Below are 18,225 nucleotides of genomic sequence, written 5' to 3'. Positions count from 1 at the left end.
ACATTGTTTAAGGATAAAAGGGATATTTATCTTAACGAGAACGCCATTCTTCAACATCATAGAATCGAGTTAAATCTATTAAATCATCATCTCCAAACTCATGATGAGATACATGTTGTTTATACTTTTTACCAACTAACTTATTTTCATCAAGAAATTTCTGCATTTCACTGTAGATATATGTTGTATCAAAACTATTTAATACTTCAGTTATTGGGCCAAGTTCTGTAACACGAAACTCTTTCTGTTTATTATCCATTTCACCATCTTTCTTACCATTTATTCGTATACTTAATAATCCTTGATCTTTCAATTTTAAAATTGAACTGCGAACAGAAGTTCGAATATTTTGTCTAGGGGATGGCTTTAGTGTGATTTCAATTTCCTCAACATCTTTTCTATCATCAGCGTCAGGGAATAAATGATCTGCAATAAGATTATATAACGGATTTAGGCTATCAACTCTAATACTAGTACTACCCATATATGGTAATTCAGCAGCAGCCATTTTTTCCATATTGTGGGTTAACTCATCCATTTTAAATTCAAATCCACCAACACCAATTTGAGGTAAAATAGCATTCACATAGTTCTTGAATACAGATAAACTAGGCGCACCTTGTCGACTAGCATAAACAAATAGATTCCTTTCCTCATCAAATAAAACATATGCTGCAAAACCAACATTTGCATTTTGCTCATCTTTTTTAAGCTCTGTTAAAAGATCCGATGTATTGATTGTTTCATCATTTGCAATAACTTTTTGAAATGCTTCATTTGTTTTAGTACTGATGAATAAATAGAAATTCTTTGTGCCTGCTACAGGAACTAGAAACAACTTTTGATCACCTTTCGCTAGTCTTTTAGCAATATTAATACTAGTTTCCCAATTCGTAAAAGCCTGAAAAAATGGTTTTAAATCAAACAGATACTTTTCTGAATTATTGGTATTTATTACATAATTGAAATAAAAATAAGCTTGCATTATTTTACCTTTTTACTAAGTGTTATAACTTTGTTAATAGCTTAACTTAATATACCATCGCCTAAAATAAAAGCAATTCATCTCACCATTTTATTTTAATTTTTCCAAAAGAAAATTAATAAATAGAGGAAGTATGTTTTTTAACTTAAAGATGATATATTTTCTATTAGATTTGTATGATGTACTAATATAATTTTTTGATAAAGCTTACTTACAAAACACTAGTATATAATTTACCTTAAATATTTTATTTATGAAAATGCATATAAAACTTGGTTCTACTACTTTACCTTTTACTCAACTTACAAGTGAGCAATTTGAACAATATTGTGAATGGTTACTTTATAAAGATAAAGATTTAACAAATGTTCATCGAATACAAGGGAATGGGCACTATCAGGGTGGGCTTGATATATGTGCCAATCTTGCCAAATTCCCTCAAAAACTTACTGCTTATGAATGTAAGTGCTGGAGAAGCTTATCGATTCAAGAGTTAGAAAACACTGTAAAAAAGTTCAAACAAAATGATTTAATTTCAAAGATAAAAAAATATGTAATTATCCTTGCTCAAGACCAATTACCAAGAAATATACGAAAAAAATGGGATGAGATACATCAAGAACTTCATGCTTTAGGAATTGAATCCGAGTTATGGACAGCAGTAACCTTAACCGCAAAGTCACAACCCTATCCAGACATTGTTAGTAAGTACTTTCCAATGGCTCCAGAAAGCCAGTTTTATAATGAGTGGATGCTTAGAACACACTTTATTGAAACTTTACATAAAGCGTTAATTGATCCTATTGAAAACAATAGAGAAGCTGCTAAAGAATTTCTGAATTTCTCTTCATTAAATTATTCAGATTTTGATGAAACCTTTTATAAAGATGGCAACTGGGAAATTAAAAGGAAATGGATAGAAATTTCGGCTCTATTACCTACACAAAACCATGTTGGCTCTGCCACTATTACGGTCAAAACTCATGATGCTCATGGCGTAAGTGTTGTTCTAGAAAACAAATGGATGTTAGAAAATTTCTTAGGGAACTCAGGACAACCCATTCTCTCTCGCTATAGACCATTTTATATTGATAGTCCATCAAATATATCTGAAGTTATTGACTTACAAAACTGTCGTTTTAATCTACCAGCCGAAGTTGTTCAACAAATTACCGAAGTCGCAGACAGTCTTACTATCGCTTACCTCCGAGCAATACAAAAAATTGAAGACATATGGAAAGCTTATAATTTTCCTTTTATTTCATGGAATAGTCGAACATATGTTGCTTTATGTACATTGCCCAAGCAAGTTTGGGACCTGTTGATTAAGTTTACGAACGTTCATGATGTAGATAACGGAAACACTGATTGGCATATATTTTCAGCATCTAGAAATTTCATACAACTATATACTGGTGAAAAATATAAACCTGTAGAAGATGTTTATCACGGTATGTTTTGGGCAGAAAATATTGAAGGTATCAACGACCAAGATGAGCTCACCTTGTTATGGGAACCGCCACTTAGCAAAATCCCTATATCAGAAAAACAATGGTGGTCTTGTCAAACTTCATTTGAATGGATAACAGAGAAATTTATTCCTGAAGTTATTAGCTGGGATAAAAAGAAAAGTATTTTTACTTATTTTAATTCTTTAAAAAAAATTAACGGTTTAAAGGATCTAGAAGACTTTGGTTATATCAGAGACATTCGTGAGTTTGCTTTGCTAAAGGATCACTACTATCGGACTTTAGGTATATTGAAAACCATTGAGTTACTTCAAGCTTTTTACATCTCCCATCACAGCAATCGGGCCTATTTCACAACTAATGAAATTTCACAGCTCTATCTTTGTCTCATTCCTTTAGTTGAAAATGCAAAAGGCTATTTTTCTTATATTTCTTCAAAGCTCGATTTCTATAATGAAGAATTTGCAAATTTTGAGGAACTTCTTAATGCACTCAGAGGTAGAGTAGAAGAAGAGATTTTTTTAATGAATAATCATGAAATTGAACTTATTTTCAGAGCCATGTGTGAATGTATCTATGGTGATGAATCATGGATAGATATCAATCTACAAGAGGAAATTTATTTAGCTTTTAAACCTTTTATAGAATTCCATGACCATCAACTACTTATAGATAGATACTCTAAATTTATGTAAATGCATAGGGATTATTTGTCCACAATAAATATCCATTATCCTTTGCCTGTCGATATGCCCAGCTTGCGACACTATGAGATCTTTCAATATTTGTCAAAAAACCTAGCTTTGATAATTCATTGGTAATTAAATTATCAAAGTTTTGGTTTCGCTCTTGCCACTGCAACAAAAACTCTTCTGATGCCAAGAAATCACTTTTAGCTGAATTGCATTTTTCATCTGCAAGCACAAAATTATGACCTGTATCCGCTGGGTACATCGCCCAAGGTATGAAATGATCCACAGCCCATTTATTTTGCTTAATCGGCTTTTGGCAGTAAAAACACTGACATTCCTGTAGATCAACCAAGAATTCTCCTACTTGATGAAGTTGATTTCGGCTTGGCTCAAACATGAATGTTGCCAAGTCAGGTAAGCCATCTAAAACCAATAAATTACTTTTATTCAATCTTACAAAATCAACCCACTTTTTCTGGCATAACTCTTCAATAATTTCACTGAATTGACGTAAGCAATACATGACGTTTGGTAAAAGGATAAGTTGTTTCCGAGAATCTTTTAAATGATATAAAAACTCAATATTTTGACCTTTCAAATTTTGCAGATAAGTTACAGGCATCTTCTTTATGGTATCAGCCACTTTCTTTTTCAATTGCAACCAATACACATGGTCTCGTCTGGCTAAGGCAAGGGATTTATAATTTTGCTGGGCGGTGTGAATTAAGCTGATAATTCCTGCTTGCTTGCCATTATTCTGTTGTAATTGGAATGGTTCATTTTCATTAAAATGAAAAGGCAGTGTCTGTTTCCAATATAAATCTATAAATTTTTCAGCAATATCCAGATAGTCTAAAGTTAAGCTTTCACCAGTATCACTCCCCTGTTCAATCGCTAAACGGGAAAGGCTTATCAACAAAGCAAATTTATAAGTGGAAGAAAAACTCCCTGAATGTAAAATTTGCTGGATTTGTTTCAGAAACTTGAGCTGCTGTTGTGGTGTAGGTATAGATAATGACATTATTTATTCAATTTTGTTTTTGAAATACGATATTAAGCCAATCTTCATTACGATCGGGACGTTTATCAATGGTAATCCATTGTTGTAACAGTAGAATATTATCAAAATTTTTTAATAGATTCTGTACCTGTAATTCATCCATATCTGTAAATTTTCTTCCATTCTTGTAACGATCTCCATCACCATATTTGAATGACATATAACAGATACCGTTACCTTTTAATGCTTTTAATATTTTTTCCAGTACCTCAACCAAACGTTTTCTTTCACAATGTAAGAGCGAAGCACATGCCCAGATACCATCATACAGATTCAGTTCAGACAACTCATAAAAGCTTTCAAAACGTACATCAATTCCAGTCAAGCATCTTGCTTTTTCAACTAGTTCTTTTGAATAATCAGTTGCAGAAACCTGATATCCCTTATTCTTAAAAGCTAAGGTATCTCTACCTGAACCACAGCCTAAATCCAGTATTGAAGCATCTTTTGCTAAATACCTTAAAAAGGGTTGATATAAACTCTCCATATCTATTTGAAAAGTAGATTCAAAAAATTCTGGTGCATTAATATCGTAATAATTCAAGTTTGATGTCATCATTATATTTTCAAGTTTTTTAATTTTAGCAAATATAACTCAATATTATCTTGAAAGGCATGACACTTTTCAACCTTGTCCCACATACTGCCCAAAAACCCCAATTGACTAAACCCACCCCAAAACTTATCATTCTACTGCTGACCTACATTGTCAGTCGGTTTTGACAGACCGATTCATCTAGCGCATCAGGATTCATTGTTTCTGAGTATCTTCATGCGTAAAACCTTCTCGTCCCTCTTTGCGGTAGAACGGGAGGGGGACGCGTCCGCGCGTGCTGGTTCTAGATGTCCAGTCTGTCAACCCCTTTTCGTTCTGCCACCATAATCAATTGACAGTGATTCGGTAGAACTTCTATTTACATCTAGGAGTAGTCGCCATGACTAAGCATTTCTTATTTTTATTCCTTTCTCAAAAACGTTTTAGGCATATCCCCTGCCTTTGGCAAAATTTATAGATTTTATTTCAGCTTAGATTGATCTAAAGGCATAACAGCTCTTTGGACAGGCAAGCTACGCCTTGAATTTGATCAACTCGCTGAATCTAAATTTAAAAAATAACCACAACAATAAAAGAGAGAGAATGATGAACATTCACACTTCAATTTTAATCATCACCTGTTCACTCCTGACACTCGGTTGCGCCAGTAAATCAGAACGCGAGTTTATCAGTGGCTGTCAGTCTACAGGTATGGACCGCAGCACATGCAAATGCGCCTATAAAAAACTCGAAAGCAAATACGGAGAAGACAGTTTAAAGAACAACCTCTACACACTGACCCAGAGCGAATCATTTCAATACGACTTGATGCAAAGCGGTCTGCAATGCTTGAGGGAGTAAGTCATGAGAACGATAGCAGCAATCGTTTGTGTGATCGTGATCATCTGTTTTCTAGGGCTTCCCTTTATCGGCTTGATGATCATGTTTGGACTGTTTTACCTACTTCTTAAATTTGCACTTGGGGGAAAATAAATGAATACATCCATTACATCTTGGCTCATCCGTGGCTACTTCATCATTGGCTTACTATTTGCCCTCTACCAAAACTATTGGGGATCACAAAGCTACAAATCATTTGCTTACCATTTAGGGCAAGGCGTGATTTGGCCTGCGGTGATGTTTCCTTCTGTGGGTAAATTTATTGGTGGTGTACTGATTCTTTTGATTGTGGGCGGATTACTGCTCAAGCCTAAATAAACTTTAGCGTTGATCAGCTATTGATAAAAAACTAAAAAGGAGAATGACATGAAACTTCAGCCACAAATCATCATCAATCTAATCATGATCGTCGCACTGATCGCGATTATTTATATTTTATTCAATCAATCCAAGTCAACCCCACAAGAAAATGATCATGAGACAACCATCCAATCTGAACCAACACAAAAGTCAGCGTCAGAAGTCGCAATAGATAAGGTATCTGCACAACCTTCCGCTAGCCTTACTTCATCAGCTCAACCAATACAAAGCGTTAAAAAGTCATCAAACTCAGTGATTAAAATGCAGCATTGTGGAGCAAATGAATACAGTGTTGATTGTTCTAACACTGCATATCCACTGATTTGGTTTATGTATAGCGCTGACCCTAGACCCAATGTTGATCAGATGATCAGTATTGAATTTATGAAAGCCAATCAATTCAAAGATCTATGGATCGACGAATTAAAAATTTCGACTCAAGATAACAAATCATGTCAAGTGGTTACGTGGGGAGCGGATGGTGAAAACTTAACTGATGAAGGCTTAAGTATTATTTTAGATCACTGCCCGATGAAACAAATCAAATCTGTAGACCTTAAAATAGAAGGTCAGGTTTATCGGTTCACTTAACTGTGATTGATCTGCTTAAAACATCAAGCATAAGTAACCTGTAATTTTTAATGAGACCGATCTGTTTTAGACACATCGGTTTTATTTCAATCTGATCGAATAGGATGATCAGAAATCGACTCACTTCAACAGACTTGTTAGCTTGATCGAAAAATAAGAGCTTATCTCGTTTCAGTCGGCATCACTACATCTGCTGACTGACATACTTCTTGCCACTTGAGTTTAAAATCATCAATGGCTTTTTGCCGGGTTAAAGGAATTTGATAAATCGGAACATCCTTTGCATCGTCAATCATACCTTTTAACAATACCTGTTCTTTTGCAGACAAGGCTTCAGGATTAAAGTCCACATCATCCAGCGACAAACCACTTTGACGTAACTGCATTAACATTACGGAGGTTTCTTCAACCAACTGACATTCGTTCGGAACTTCAGCATGTGCAACCGAAACCAAAAATAATAAAATACTGAATCTTTTCATTCTCAATTGTTCTGTTTTTGACTTCATTGAGTTATACGATATTTAAACTGTTTTTTGAAGCAAATAGATACATATCCACTGAATGAATCAGACAATTCCCTATTTCAATTCATACTTTCTTGAATTAGTATCAAGTGAAAAGAACTTCTCGATATATGCAAAGGAGGTGAAATACAAAATAAAAATCATATAGATGTAATATTCTCTTTAGATAATGATGATGCAGTACCTATTAGCGATTCAAACAAGTTTATGACATAAAACTGCTATTCGGGAGCAACAATGAATAACAGCGCCAATTATGTAAGACAAGTCAAAAATGCTAAACGTGGTGGATACACCCCAACTATTGCCAAGGATGTAAATAAACATAAAATTCAGAAAGCTATCCAGTTGATTGAGCAATGGAGAAAACTCGCAAACGAATTGAAACCCCAAATGCAATTTGATATGGCAATCACTCTAGAAGAATGCGCACAAGATTTAGATCATATTTTGAGGAGAAAATAAGTCTATATTTTTAAATCGGATAAAGATTTATTCAAATTCACTAAAAACCATAAGGCTTACATTTCAGTAAGCCTTTTTGCCAGTACACAACCATTTCATCTCTATCGCATCCATCCACTTTAACTCATTTTTGCTAAGTGATTGATCCCACGAGACCATCCTAGAAGATATTTGATACACAACCAACAATTCTAAGGAAAATCAAATCATTCAAGATCAGAAAAATATGGTTTGGATTTAAAAACACTTAAAAAATAATATGTTTTTTTGAAATAATAAATGCTTCTCTATTTACTTATCAATTCAACTTTGATAAAAATAATGCATATTATTTCACACTAAAAAATAAATACTATGAAAAACTTCCAGATCGTTTTATTTGCAATTTTATTGCTTGCCAATAGTGTGGTTTTTTCAATGACAATTTTTGGCTAAGTATCTAAAATCAGCACAATTCTAAAATTAGATGACAGATCGCTTAAAAAACCAATCTATATTGTACAAACCATCATTTACTTGTTTAATTTTTTAACCTCTCTTTCAATATTACAGCTTTCCCAAACATTTTAAAAATCTTTGATTTTAAATAAAAAAACTTTAACTCACTCAAGTGCTTATTTTTTGGCTTGCATTCTTATCATTTTTCTGTAGAATTCTCGCCACGTTGCCGGCATAGCTCAGTTGGTAGAGCAACTGACTTGTAATCAGTAGGTCCACAGTTCGAATCCGTGTGCCGGCACCATTTTTACTTAGCCTCGCTTTTTTAGTGAGGCTTTGTTGTTTCTGAATGATGCTTTTTGCATCGTCATATTCGGTTTTCTTTTTCCGATTTCTTCAATTGAAAAATCTTATCTTTATGCTTTTATCGCACTGATCTGTATATAACGCACGATGCCCTCGTTAAATAGTGTTTCGCAGAGCTTGGCTGTCATCTGTATTTTGAATTGATCCAGCCCTCGCCCCATGTCTTTTCTAGCAGCAATATATTGACTAAACCCAGCAAATACCGCTGTAGAAATATCTTGAATCTCAATCTGGTTAAAATGATGTTGTGCTAGTCCTTGATGAATTTGCTGTTCTGTCTTTAAAGTTTTGAATCGAACATCTGCTGCTTTGAGTAAGTATTGATATTTGAGTTTTTGTTTTGAATTTAAATGGACATCTGACAGCATCAAATAATGAAAAGCTAGACGTCCTTTTGAATTTAAAAGTGGTGCAACTGAAGTCAGAAATGAATTTAAATCACTATGGTAGGCTGCATCAATACACATCACCACATCAAAAGCTTGAGAGAAAAGGTTTTTATTTAAATTCAAAAATGATTGGCAATGAACTGCTTTAACATGGGGAAGTTGCTTTTGAATTTGTTTGACGCAGTGTGGTTGTAGCTCTACTGCTTCAAGATGCTGAATCTGATAATGCGTTAACCAATATTTTAAACTCGCACCTTGCCCACAACCCAAATCTAGCACACGATCATGCAATTGAAGTTGCACGGCGTCTGCAAGTCCTTGTGCAAGCTGTTGGCAGGCTTGGGGGTAGGAAGACGTTGTTACTGTCCATAAGCCGAGATTGGTCCAAGCACATTCAGCGGTATCGCCCAACATCTTTGCATTGATTGCATATTTATGTTTGGGAAGTTGTTGCTGAATTGCTTGAATCCATTTCATGTTTAAATGCTCAATCTGAAAGTGATGCTGACACACCACCCATATGATTTAGCATTAATAACCGAGTTGTGGTGCGACCTCAACATTAGGCTTTAAACCTTTAAATGGCAATGGTGCATTAAATATCTCTGCAATATGCATTGCCGAAGTGACCGCTGACTCAAGGATAGGTAAACCGTCACAAGACCATGAACCACAATAAAAGACTTTGCGATTTGCCACTTTATGGCGCGCTTGCAACTCTTTATTCAATGCAACAGTTTCAGAGTCTACCACAGCTCGCGTTAAGGTCACTGTTGAAATAATTTTCTTAGGATCAATTGTCGTAACTGGACGCCAAGTTTGGAAGACTGGGGACTTGCCCACTAGACTCGGTTCAATCGAGTTGAGCCAAACCGTGAACTGTTGCTTGGTAAATTTACGGTCCATCATATAGCTCAACACGGACCAGTCTTTACGGTTTGGAGGCATCACCGTTGGATCGGTGTGCATGACCAATTCACCCTGCTCAAATTTAAACTTTTTCAAAAGTTCAATATCATCAGCAAACTGTTCAACATTTAAAAAGCTGTCCAATTTGTTGGTCGGGGTGGCAACCACAACACGATCAAACTGGAATTGCTCGCCTTGGGCATTTTTAACCAAAACACCTTCGCCCTGTTCTTCAACCAGCGTAATTTCAGAACTGCTATGTATATCAATGCCTTCGATTAATTTATCGACAAAAGCAGGTGTACCGCCATGTAAACGAAGCAATGCATCGCCATCAGTTAATTGCTTTAAAAAGATTAACAACGGCTTTGCTGGCCATTCACCAATCGTTTTAGGGTCACAGGTACAAATTGTATAGAGCACTGGCATTACCGCACCATGCCAAAATACTTCTTCGATTTCATTCTGATTGATAAAATCTGCGAGGGTAATCTCTTGATTTTTAGATTTAAAAAACTGAGAAATTGCTGTTTTAAGTTGCAACATCCCTTTCACCAAACGCCATCCGTACTGCTTAATGCCTTTGCGGTTATTGATAATCGGAAAATTACCAATCCGAGTACGAGAGGTGGTCAACCATGTTTCTGTTTTATCTTCAAATAACCAACTGCACGCCATAAAAGTACGTACAGGAAATGTTTTTATACCCAAATGTGTCGCTAGGCTAAGCGTGTTTTTCCATAAATGTGGATTCATCACACGTAATGGTGCATCAATTAAGCCACCTTCAAACTCAATACTGTGACTATCCATCCCACGACCAGGTAATGCTTCAAAGATGGTAATGTGATGACCTGCATCTTTAAGAATTCTTGCGGTAGCTAGGCCAGCCATACCACTACCAATCACTGCAATATCCAAAGTTATTATCCGTGCGTAACCATTTTTTTTATTATGAGCTATAGCGGATTAAATCACGGTATTAAAAAGTTCCACATTTAACTTTTTTTGTTGGAATTTTTTTAGAAAAAAATACCCATTTTAAGCTTACCATTCATCGGAATCCTAAATATTGCGAATGTATGCGATCTACATGATTTATATTTCATTTTTATTTTCATATATTGAAAAATTCTGTTAAAAACATAAAGATAATTTAACTATTTATTAAAAAATCGTTTACAAACCGTATTTTCTTATTTAAAATTTACAGCATAAAAATGATAAGCAAATCACATTTATAATAAAAACAAATAATTATGACTATATCGACAATAAAAGAAACTACAGCACAAAAAGGATCTCTATAGTGTGGAATAGAGATCCTTTTTTTTCACTTTGAAATTTACCTATAGGATGAAAATTTTTGCTGTTGTTCGCATAATAAGCCTTGATCAATTTTTATCATTATGCTCAGAATTTAGACAAACAACCCGATATGTGCTTTACTTCACATTTTTCATTTATTATGATGCATGCAATACATTAAAACCATCGTATAAGAATAGCGATTTCGAATACAAGAAAACTACAGCGTAAAGAGCTTTTGATTGATGAGATCAAAGCTCTTTTTTCTTTTTCAGCCCCGAACTTCATACAATTTCGAGTATAAAAAAGCGGATTTTACAATCCGCCTTTGTTTAAGCTTCTGCTGCAATTTCGCCGAATTTACCTTGATTGAAATCGTTAAAAGCTTGCACGATCTCTTCCTTGGTATTCATCACAAATGGACCATAACCCTGAATAGGTTCATTCAACGGTTTACCAGTCAACACCAAAAACTTAGCATCTTGCACCGCTTCAAGTTGAATTGCTACATCGCCATCTTGATCAAACATGACGATCGAACTGTCGAGTACTTTTTGCGTACCGTTGAGTAGCATTTCACCTTCAAGGACAACCACCAACACATTATGGTCAACAGGAACATGAACAATTTGCGTCTGGTCTGCTTTTAATTGACCATCCCATACATTCACAGGGCTAAATGTTGAAGCAGCGCCTTGTTGTTCAGCATATTTTCCAGCAATCACACGCAAATGCCCTGCATCATCATCAAAATGAATCACAGGAATATCTTGTGCAGAAATGGCTTGGTACTTCGGTTGAGTCATTTTATCTGCCGCAGGTAAGTTTACCCAAAGCTGAACCATTTCAAACAGACCACCTTTTTCGGTAAACTCATGTGAATGGAACTCTTCATGAACTAAACCAGCGCCCGCAGTCATCCATTGCACATCGCCAGTTTTAATCGTTCCACCACCGCCATGTGAATCCTTATGCGTCACTTCACCTTGATATGCAATAGTTACTGTTTCAAAACCACGATGAGGATGCGAACCCACACCATGCTGTTCATGACTTGGTGCAAATGTGTAAGGTGCGGCATAGTCTAAAAGTAAAAACGGGCTGATTGCCTGACCTAGACGATCATAAGAAAACAAGCTTTTTACTGGAAAGCCATCACCCACCCAATGCATATTTTGATTGCGGTATACACCGATAATTCTTTTCATCTCAATACTCCTATCTCTAGGCTTTAATATGATTGTATTTTATGTTTTTTAAAGTGCTGAATACAGCAACCCATCAATACACTGTATCTCAAATATAGGACATTAAAGCCCAATACTCCCCCTTACATGCCCGATAATAATCTTATATATGGGATTATTTATCTCATTTTTTAGACTTATTTGTTCAATATAAACACCCTAAGATAAAGTCCATACAAAGCAATTTGTTTTGTTTTTAAGCACAATTTAAACTTTTTTAAATTCAGGATATAAAAAATGGGCAAACCTTACATTCGTTTAAATAAAGAAGATGCAGCCGTATTATTAGTCGATCATCAAACAGGATTGTTGTCTTTAGTACGTGATATTGATCCAGATAAATTTAAGAACAATGTATTGGCACTCGCAGCAGCAGCCAAATATTTTAACCTTCCAACCATTTTAACCACCAGTTTTGAAGATGGTCCAAATGGTCCGCTTGTACCAGAGTTAAAACAACTCTTTCCAGATGCGCCTTATATCGCTCGCCCTGGTCAAATCAATGCTTGGGACAATGAAGACTTTGTGAAAGCTGTAAAAGCAACTGGCAAAAAGCAATTGATTATTGCAGGGGTTGTGACTGAAGTTTGTGTGGCTTTTCCTGCCCTTTCAGCCCTTGAAGAAGACTTTGATGTGTTTGTGATTACCGATGCTTCTGGCACTTTCAATCCACTCACTCGTGATTCCGCTTGGGATCGTATGAGTAGTGCAGGCGCACAGTTAATGACTTGGTTTGGTGCTGCCTGTGAATTACATCGTGACTGGCGCAATGATATCGAAGGTTTAGGTACATTATTTGGCAACCATATACCTGACTACCGTAACCTGATCAACAGTTACAATCAGAATACTTCTCAAAAATAAGACAATCTGCTCTCAAATAGAAATGTAAGCGCTTACATTTCTATTTTGAGTGGATATGATTGAGTGTATTTTCCTATCAGTGATATGATCTAAACAACCCAATTCAGAGATATAGCTGTGCATTCTTTTGACGACTACTATTATTTTTATTTGGTTGTAAAGCATGGCGGATTTAGTGCTGCAAGTGAAGCCAGTAACATTACCAAGTCAAAACTTAGCCGACGTATTTTGGATTTGGAAGCAAAATTCAATGTCACTTTAATTCAACGTTCGACACGGCATTTTAAAGTCACACCTTTAGGGCAAGAATTTTTTGAAGAATGCTCCAAGATTATTGATCAAGCTGATACTGCACAGAATGTACTGTTAAAGCAAAAAGTTGAATTGCAGGGACTGATTAAAATTTGTTGCCCTCCCGTGATGTTAGAACACCAAGTTCGTCCTATTTTAAATCAGTTTTTAAAAAAATATCCCAAGGTCAATGTTGAATTAGCATTGACCAGTCGACGTATCGATGTTTTGCATGATGATATTGATTTGGCGATTCGTACCAATTTCACCATGAATGAAGACTCTAGTATCATTGTGCGTGACATTATTAAAACCACGCATTGCTTAGTCATTAGTCCTGAACTTTTAGGTGACCGTCAAATCCAGCATGTCACCGAGTTATGTGAGTTTCCAAGCATTGTTTTAGGTACAGACAAACAGCATTATCATTGGCATTTACATCATAACGAGCAACAAGAAGAAATCGATATTCCTCTGCAACCGCGTATCAAGAGCAATGACTTGATGGGTGCCTATTATGCAGTTTTGGATGGTTTAGGCATTGCCGATCTGCCTTATTTAACCGTAGAACAAGATATTGTTTCGGGTCGTTTGATCCATATTTTACCTGAATGGTGTTCCAATATCGGGACTGTACAACTGGTTTATGCATCCAGAAAAGGACAACGCTTAGTGATGGAAAAACTCATTGAGGACCTTGTTGAAGGCATCCGTGCTTATGCCCCTCAACAAGAAGGTTATGTTCTCTAAAGCCAATTTAAAAATAAAAAACCAGAAGTAGCACTTCTGGTTTTTTGAGACTCAAAATGATTAAACAATTAGATTTTTCCAATCAGGTCAATTGATGGTGCAAGTGTCGCATCACCTTCTTTCCATTTTGCTGGGCAAACTTCACCTGGGTGAGTATGGACATATTGTGCAGCTTTGACTTTACGCAATAGCTCTTGTGCATCACGACCAATACCGCCGGCATTGATTTCTACGATTTGAATCTTACCTTCAGGATCAATGACAAATGTACCACGGTCTGCAAGACCTTCAGCTTCAATCAGCACTTCAAAGTTTTTTGCCAATGCCCAAGTTGGATCACCAATCATTGGATATTGAATCTTTTTGATTTCGTCTGAATTGTCATGCCAAGCTTTATGAGTAAAGTGAGTATCTGTAGAGACTGAATAAATTTCGACACCCATTTTCTGGAATTCTGCATAATTATCGGCGAGATCACCTAACTCTGTCGGACAAACAAAGGTAAAATCCGCAGGATAGAAAAATACAACTGACCATTTACCAAAGAAATCTTTTTCAGACACTTCAATAAATTCACCGTTTTTATATGCTGTTGCGTTGAATGCTTTAATTTCAGTATTGATTAAACTCATGTGGTCTTCCTTCAATTCGTTTCAGGGATTGCTTATCTGTGAAGCCACTATACGAAAAATATTTAAATCGGTAAAACTGTAGTTTTTAATAAAATAAATCGGTTTTATGAATTAAAAAGGCTTTTCATGTTATTCTTGCAAAGTGGCTTGACCTCGCAAGAATTAATCTGTAGATTTTCTTTTTGCGTGGACTTTAAAAAATGACGTTCTCAGCTATTTTGGAGCAATTCCAAAACCTTCCTTTTGGTACAGATGCCTTTAAACAACTGAAAATAAACTGTGAAGATCAAATTCTTGATTGCGAATCAGACTTTGAGAAAACAGCATTGTTTATCATTTATGGCTTTGCCAAAAACTATGTTTTACTCTATGAAGATCAAGCCATCACTGCTGAGTTTGCAACCAAAGCAAAATCACAATTACTCGATTATATGCATCAATTTAATTCAGCACTGAGCAGTAATAATAGCCAACAGATCATGCAAAGCTATAATCAAGTGAGCAATCACTATATGCACAGCTCACGTATTTTCTAAGCCGCTTTCAAAATACTGCCTTTTAGTTTTAGTGTCATCCCATACAACAAGGTTGATCATTCGACCTTGTTGTAATATCCGTAACGCCTCAGAATAGAAAACCCGTGATGATTGAAAACTACAAAATAAGTAAATTACCCAAAGCTTCTATTTCAAAGCCTCGATCATATTAATAACGACTTTTTTCAGCTTTTCTCATTTGAGATGGAGAATACCCAAATTGCTTTTTAAAACGATTGCTAAAATGACTACTTGAGCTGAATCCGTATTGTTCTGAAATGTCCATCATACTCGCTTTGCTTTGTTGTAAAGCTTGATGAGCCAATTCCAGACGACGTTGCATCACATATTGATGTGGTGGGATCTGCATGGATTGCTTAAACATATGTGCAAAATGATATTCGCTCAGTTGAGCTTGTTGAGCCAAATCAGATAGGGTCAAGCTTTGCTGAATATGCTGATCAATCCATTCCAATACGTGTTTGAGTGTATAAGGCGACAAGCCCCCTTTGATCTCTGGCGCCTGCCACTGAGCAGCACTATAATTTTTAATCAGATGATTGAGCAGTAGTGTCGTGGCTGTACTCATTTGCAAGTGGTTTTCACTGTCCTGCCAAGCCGTATTTAATAAAAAATGACGATAAATCATTGCGATCTGTGGATCAGCAACAAAAATTTGCGGATCTAAAATAATTTGACTCGGCTCACGATCCCATACCTGTTCTGCTACACGTTGTAAGTGTTGCTTAGTATAGTAAAGATGCGCAAAAGTGAGCGGATCTCGTAGATCCCAAGTTGACTCAAAATCTTGAGGCATTAAGCACATATGATCAGGTCCACCGCCATTGTGCCAACCTTGTGCTGTCTTTTGATAACTGTGATATCCACCTTGAACATACATACTCAGGGTATGGTGGTTACTGCATACACTTACACGGTCTTGGTTATTTTGCCACATGGCTAATTGCATACCAGAACCCAACTCGACCGAATCCAGCAGTTGAGCTTTGTGCTGTTGCAATTGATCGAAAATCTGATATTTCATCTTCTATACGCAGTACCAAATTTGAATATTGAGTGTAAGACTATAAATTTATTTTATCATTGATATAAAAATGTGAGTAGAAAAAAACCACAAGCTCATGATAGCCACCACAAGGAGGTGCAAGAAATAGGTCGCTTAAATCAAGCACAATAGTGCTGATCGTTTAGTTTGGTTGAAAGAATATGAATGCACTCCTATATGTATTGGTCGTGGTGATTTGGGGAACGACTTGGATTGCGATTACTCTGCAACAACAAAGTGGCATATCGGTCAATGTGGCGGTGTTCTGGCGTTTCTTTATTTCAGCAATGTTCTTATTTGCAGTGATTATGTTGTGCCGAAAAAAGCAAAAGTTAGCTTTAAACGACCATTTATTTTGTATGCTGCAAGCTTGCTGTATTTTTGGTTTTAACTTTGTTTGCTTTTATTATGCAGTTCAATATATCAGTAGTGGTTTGGAAGCTGTCATTTTTTCAATGGCAGTGATTTTTAACACACTGAATGCCAAAATTTTCTTTAAACAGCAGGTTTCTACATATTTTTATCCTGCGGCTTTGCTCGGTGGATTAGGTATTATTGCCTTGTTTTGGCATGATGTCGTGGGAAACAGCTTAAATCAATATACGCTGATAGGAATAGGTCTGTGTATATTGGGAACCTACGGCTTTTCTCTGGGAAATATGATCAGTGCACGCCATCAAAAAAAGGGGTTGGATATTTTTACCACCAATGCTTATGGCATGTTGTACGGTTCAATCTTAATGGCACTGATCGCGGTGATCAAGCAAGATGAGTTTTTCCCAAATATGCAATTCAGTGCAGTGAGTGCTTTACTATATTTGGCTATTTTTGGCTCAGTGATTGGCTTTACTGCTTATTTCTATTTAGTTGGGCGGATTGGTGCAGCTAAAGCGGCGTATAGTACCTTGTTATTTCCATTGGTCGCTTTGCTGATTTCGACCTTTTGGGAAGGGTATCAATGGCATATCAATGCTGTGATCGGGGTAATTTTAATTTTATCTGGTAATGCAATTTTCTTTATTAAATTACCAAATTTTAGACTCCCTCGCATGCTCAACCGAAGCTAAGTGAAAAAACGATAGCTTACGCTCTGCATGAAATAAAAATAGCCTCTCTTATTTACAAAATAAAAGAGGCTATTTAATACATTAAATATTTGAGTTTAAAGAAATTTAAATTAAATCAACTTCAAATAAATAATTGAGATATTTGATCTAGAACGGCAGATCATCATCTAAATCTGCTGGAGCAGTTGCAGGCGCTTGTTGTGGTTTAGGCGACTGGAAACCCTGATTAACATTGTTTCCACCATTGCCATAACCACCTTGTGGAGCTGCATTACCATAGCCACCTTGGTTGCCTTGATTATAACCACCACCTTGGTTGTTATTAAAACCACCTTGTTGATTGTTATTGAAACGTGGTTGGTTATAGCCCCCGTTTTCACCTGCTTCACCTTGCTGACGGTTGTTATCCAACATCTGCATTTGCTCACCACGGATTTCCGTTGTGTAGCGTTCTTGACCATTTTGATCTGTCCACTGACGTGTACGTAAAGAACCCTCAATATAAACTTTCGAGCCTTTACGTAAATATTGCTGTGCAATTTCACCTAAGCGGTTATGCAACACAATACGATGCCATTCCGTTTGTTCTTTTCTTTCTCCGGAATTTTTATCTGTCCAAGATTCACTGGTCGCTATTGAAAATTGAGTGAGAGACCCCCCATTTGGGAATGTTTTCGTCTCAGGATCACGACCCAAAGTACCAACTAAAATAACTTTATTTACACCACGCATTAGATGTTATCTTCCTATTCGATTCTATGTTTTACTTTATAAGAGT

The 18,225-nt window shown here is 36.1% G+C and carries 20 protein-coding genes and 1 tRNA gene; 11 read left to right on the top strand and 10 right to left on the bottom strand.

What is annotated here, in order from left to right; translation table 11 throughout:
* Positions 1–31 precede the first annotated feature (31 nt).
* Complete coding sequence (locus tag ACINWC743_RS11190) at positions 32–985, bottom strand: hypothetical protein (RefSeq protein ID WP_009585505.1); 954 nt, start codon at positions 983–985, stop codon at positions 32–34.
* 253 nt (positions 986–1,238) lie between these two features.
* On the opposite strand from ACINWC743_RS11190, the gene ACINWC743_RS11185 reads away from it, so the two are divergent.
* Positions 1,239–3,149, top strand: a complete 1,911-nt coding sequence (locus tag ACINWC743_RS11185) for a hypothetical protein (RefSeq protein ID WP_035301002.1) — start codon at positions 1,239–1,241, stop codon at positions 3,147–3,149.
* On the opposite strand, the gene ACINWC743_RS11180 is transcribed toward ACINWC743_RS11185, so the two are convergent.
* Entirely contained in the window at positions 3,142–4,167 is a 1,026-nt protein-coding gene (locus tag ACINWC743_RS11180; protein WP_009585497.1) for an HNH endonuclease, read from the bottom strand. The genes ACINWC743_RS11185 and ACINWC743_RS11180 overlap by 8 nt on opposite strands.
* Positions 4,168–4,174: 7 nt before the next feature.
* A complete protein-coding gene (locus ACINWC743_RS11175; RefSeq protein WP_035301017.1) occupies positions 4,175–4,762 on the bottom strand; it encodes a class I SAM-dependent methyltransferase in 588 nt (195 codons plus the stop codon).
* 585 nt (positions 4,763–5,347) lie between these two features.
* Between ACINWC743_RS11175 and ACINWC743_RS24480 the strand changes: the two genes are divergently transcribed.
* From ACINWC743_RS24480 to ACINWC743_RS11165, 4 genes are read left to right on the top strand one after another with little or no spacing between them, the layout of a single operon-like run.
* Positions 5,348–5,602: a hypothetical protein gene (locus tag ACINWC743_RS24480; RefSeq protein ID WP_080972003.1), complete on the top strand. Its 255-nt coding sequence runs from the start codon at positions 5,348–5,350 to the stop codon at positions 5,600–5,602.
* Between the two features lie 3 nt (positions 5,603–5,605).
* Complete coding sequence (locus ACINWC743_RS25090; RefSeq protein WP_009585514.1) at positions 5,606–5,734, top strand: hypothetical protein; 129 nt, start codon at positions 5,606–5,608, stop codon at positions 5,732–5,734.
* Complete coding sequence (locus ACINWC743_RS11170) at positions 5,735–5,959, top strand: hypothetical protein (RefSeq protein ID WP_005035236.1); 225 nt, start codon at positions 5,735–5,737, stop codon at positions 5,957–5,959.
* Between the two features lie 48 nt (positions 5,960–6,007).
* Positions 6,008–6,592 (top strand): hypothetical protein, encoded by a 585-nt coding sequence (locus ACINWC743_RS11165; protein ID WP_009585499.1) that lies wholly within the window; start codon positions 6,008–6,010, stop codon positions 6,590–6,592.
* Positions 6,593–6,753: 161 nt separating this feature from the next.
* Here the strand turns inward: ACINWC743_RS11165 and ACINWC743_RS11160 are convergent, their stop codons facing one another.
* Entirely contained in the window at positions 6,754–7,101 is a 348-nt protein-coding gene (locus ACINWC743_RS11160) for a hypothetical protein (protein WP_009585477.1), read from the bottom strand.
* A 255-nt stretch (positions 7,102–7,356) separates the two neighbouring features.
* Here ACINWC743_RS11160 and ACINWC743_RS11155 point away from each other — a divergent pair, with 255 nt between their 5' ends.
* Positions 7,357–7,584: a hypothetical protein gene (locus ACINWC743_RS11155; RefSeq protein WP_004826172.1), complete on the top strand. Its 228-nt coding sequence runs from the start codon at positions 7,357–7,359 to the stop codon at positions 7,582–7,584.
* A gap of 666 nt (positions 7,585–8,250) precedes the next feature.
* Positions 8,251–8,326 (top strand) — tRNA-Thr (locus tag ACINWC743_RS11150).
* Between the two features lie 112 nt (positions 8,327–8,438).
* Here the strand turns inward: ACINWC743_RS11150 and ACINWC743_RS11145 are convergent.
* The 3 genes from ACINWC743_RS11145 to ACINWC743_RS11135 all read right to left on the bottom strand — a co-directional run bounded on the left by ACINWC743_RS11145 (position 8,439) and on the right by ACINWC743_RS11135 (position 12,202).
* A complete protein-coding gene (locus ACINWC743_RS11145; protein ID WP_009585478.1) occupies positions 8,439–9,254 on the bottom strand; it encodes an SAM-dependent methyltransferase in 816 nt (271 codons plus the stop codon).
* A 54-nt stretch (positions 9,255–9,308) separates the two neighbouring features.
* On the bottom strand, positions 9,309–10,607 hold the full coding sequence (locus ACINWC743_RS11140) for an FAD-dependent oxidoreductase (RefSeq protein ID WP_009585502.1): 1,299 nt from the start codon (positions 10,605–10,607) through the stop codon (positions 9,309–9,311).
* 719 nt (positions 10,608–11,326) lie between these two features.
* Complete coding sequence (locus ACINWC743_RS11135; protein ID WP_009585486.1) at positions 11,327–12,202, bottom strand: pirin family protein; 876 nt, start codon at positions 12,200–12,202, stop codon at positions 11,327–11,329.
* 276 nt (positions 12,203–12,478) lie between these two features.
* Here ACINWC743_RS11135 and ycaC point away from each other — a divergent pair, with 276 nt between their 5' ends.
* Together ycaC and ACINWC743_RS11125 are read left to right on the top strand one after the other, a co-directional pair.
* Positions 12,479–13,105, top strand: coding sequence for an isochorismate family cysteine hydrolase YcaC (ycaC, locus tag ACINWC743_RS11130; RefSeq protein ID WP_009585529.1), 627 nt, complete (start codon positions 12,479–12,481; stop codon positions 13,103–13,105).
* 117 nt (positions 13,106–13,222) lie between these two features.
* Positions 13,223–14,146 carry a LysR substrate-binding domain-containing protein gene (locus ACINWC743_RS11125; protein WP_009585526.1) on the top strand — a complete coding sequence of 308 codons (924 nt, stop codon included), beginning with the start codon at positions 13,223–13,225 and terminating at the stop codon, positions 14,144–14,146.
* 68 nt (positions 14,147–14,214) lie between these two features.
* Here ACINWC743_RS11125 and ahpC read toward each other — a convergent pair whose 3' ends face one another.
* Entirely contained in the window at positions 14,215–14,778 is a 564-nt protein-coding gene (gene ahpC, locus ACINWC743_RS11120) for an alkyl hydroperoxide reductase subunit C (RefSeq protein WP_009585469.1), read from the bottom strand.
* A gap of 200 nt (positions 14,779–14,978) precedes the next feature.
* Here ahpC and ACINWC743_RS11115 point away from each other — a divergent pair, with 200 nt between their 5' ends.
* Positions 14,979–15,314 carry a hypothetical protein gene (locus tag ACINWC743_RS11115; protein ID WP_004826157.1) on the top strand — a complete coding sequence of 112 codons (336 nt, stop codon included), beginning with the start codon at positions 14,979–14,981 and terminating at the stop codon, positions 15,312–15,314.
* 169 nt (positions 15,315–15,483) lie between these two features.
* Here the strand turns inward: ACINWC743_RS11115 and ACINWC743_RS11110 are convergent, their stop codons facing one another.
* Positions 15,484–16,359, bottom strand: coding sequence for an AraC family transcriptional regulator (locus tag ACINWC743_RS11110; RefSeq protein ID WP_009585490.1), 876 nt, complete (start codon positions 16,357–16,359; stop codon positions 15,484–15,486).
* Positions 16,360–16,541: 182 nt separating this feature from the next.
* Between ACINWC743_RS11110 and ACINWC743_RS11105 the strand changes: the two genes are divergently transcribed.
* Positions 16,542–17,447 (top strand): DMT family transporter, encoded by a 906-nt coding sequence (locus ACINWC743_RS11105; protein ID WP_009585506.1) that lies wholly within the window; start codon positions 16,542–16,544, stop codon positions 17,445–17,447.
* 147 nt (positions 17,448–17,594) lie between these two features.
* Here ACINWC743_RS11105 and ssb read toward each other — a convergent pair whose 3' ends face one another.
* Positions 17,595–18,179 (bottom strand): single-stranded DNA-binding protein, encoded by a 585-nt coding sequence (gene ssb, locus ACINWC743_RS11100; RefSeq protein WP_004826134.1) that lies wholly within the window; start codon positions 18,177–18,179, stop codon positions 17,595–17,597.
* Positions 18,180–18,225: the final 46 nt, after the last annotated feature.

This window comes from Acinetobacter sp. WC-743 (genome assembly GCF_000335555.1).
Taxonomy (GTDB): Bacteria; Pseudomonadota; Gammaproteobacteria; order Pseudomonadales; family Moraxellaceae; genus Acinetobacter; species Acinetobacter bereziniae.
This window is presented reverse-complemented; position numbering and strand designations above follow the sequence as displayed.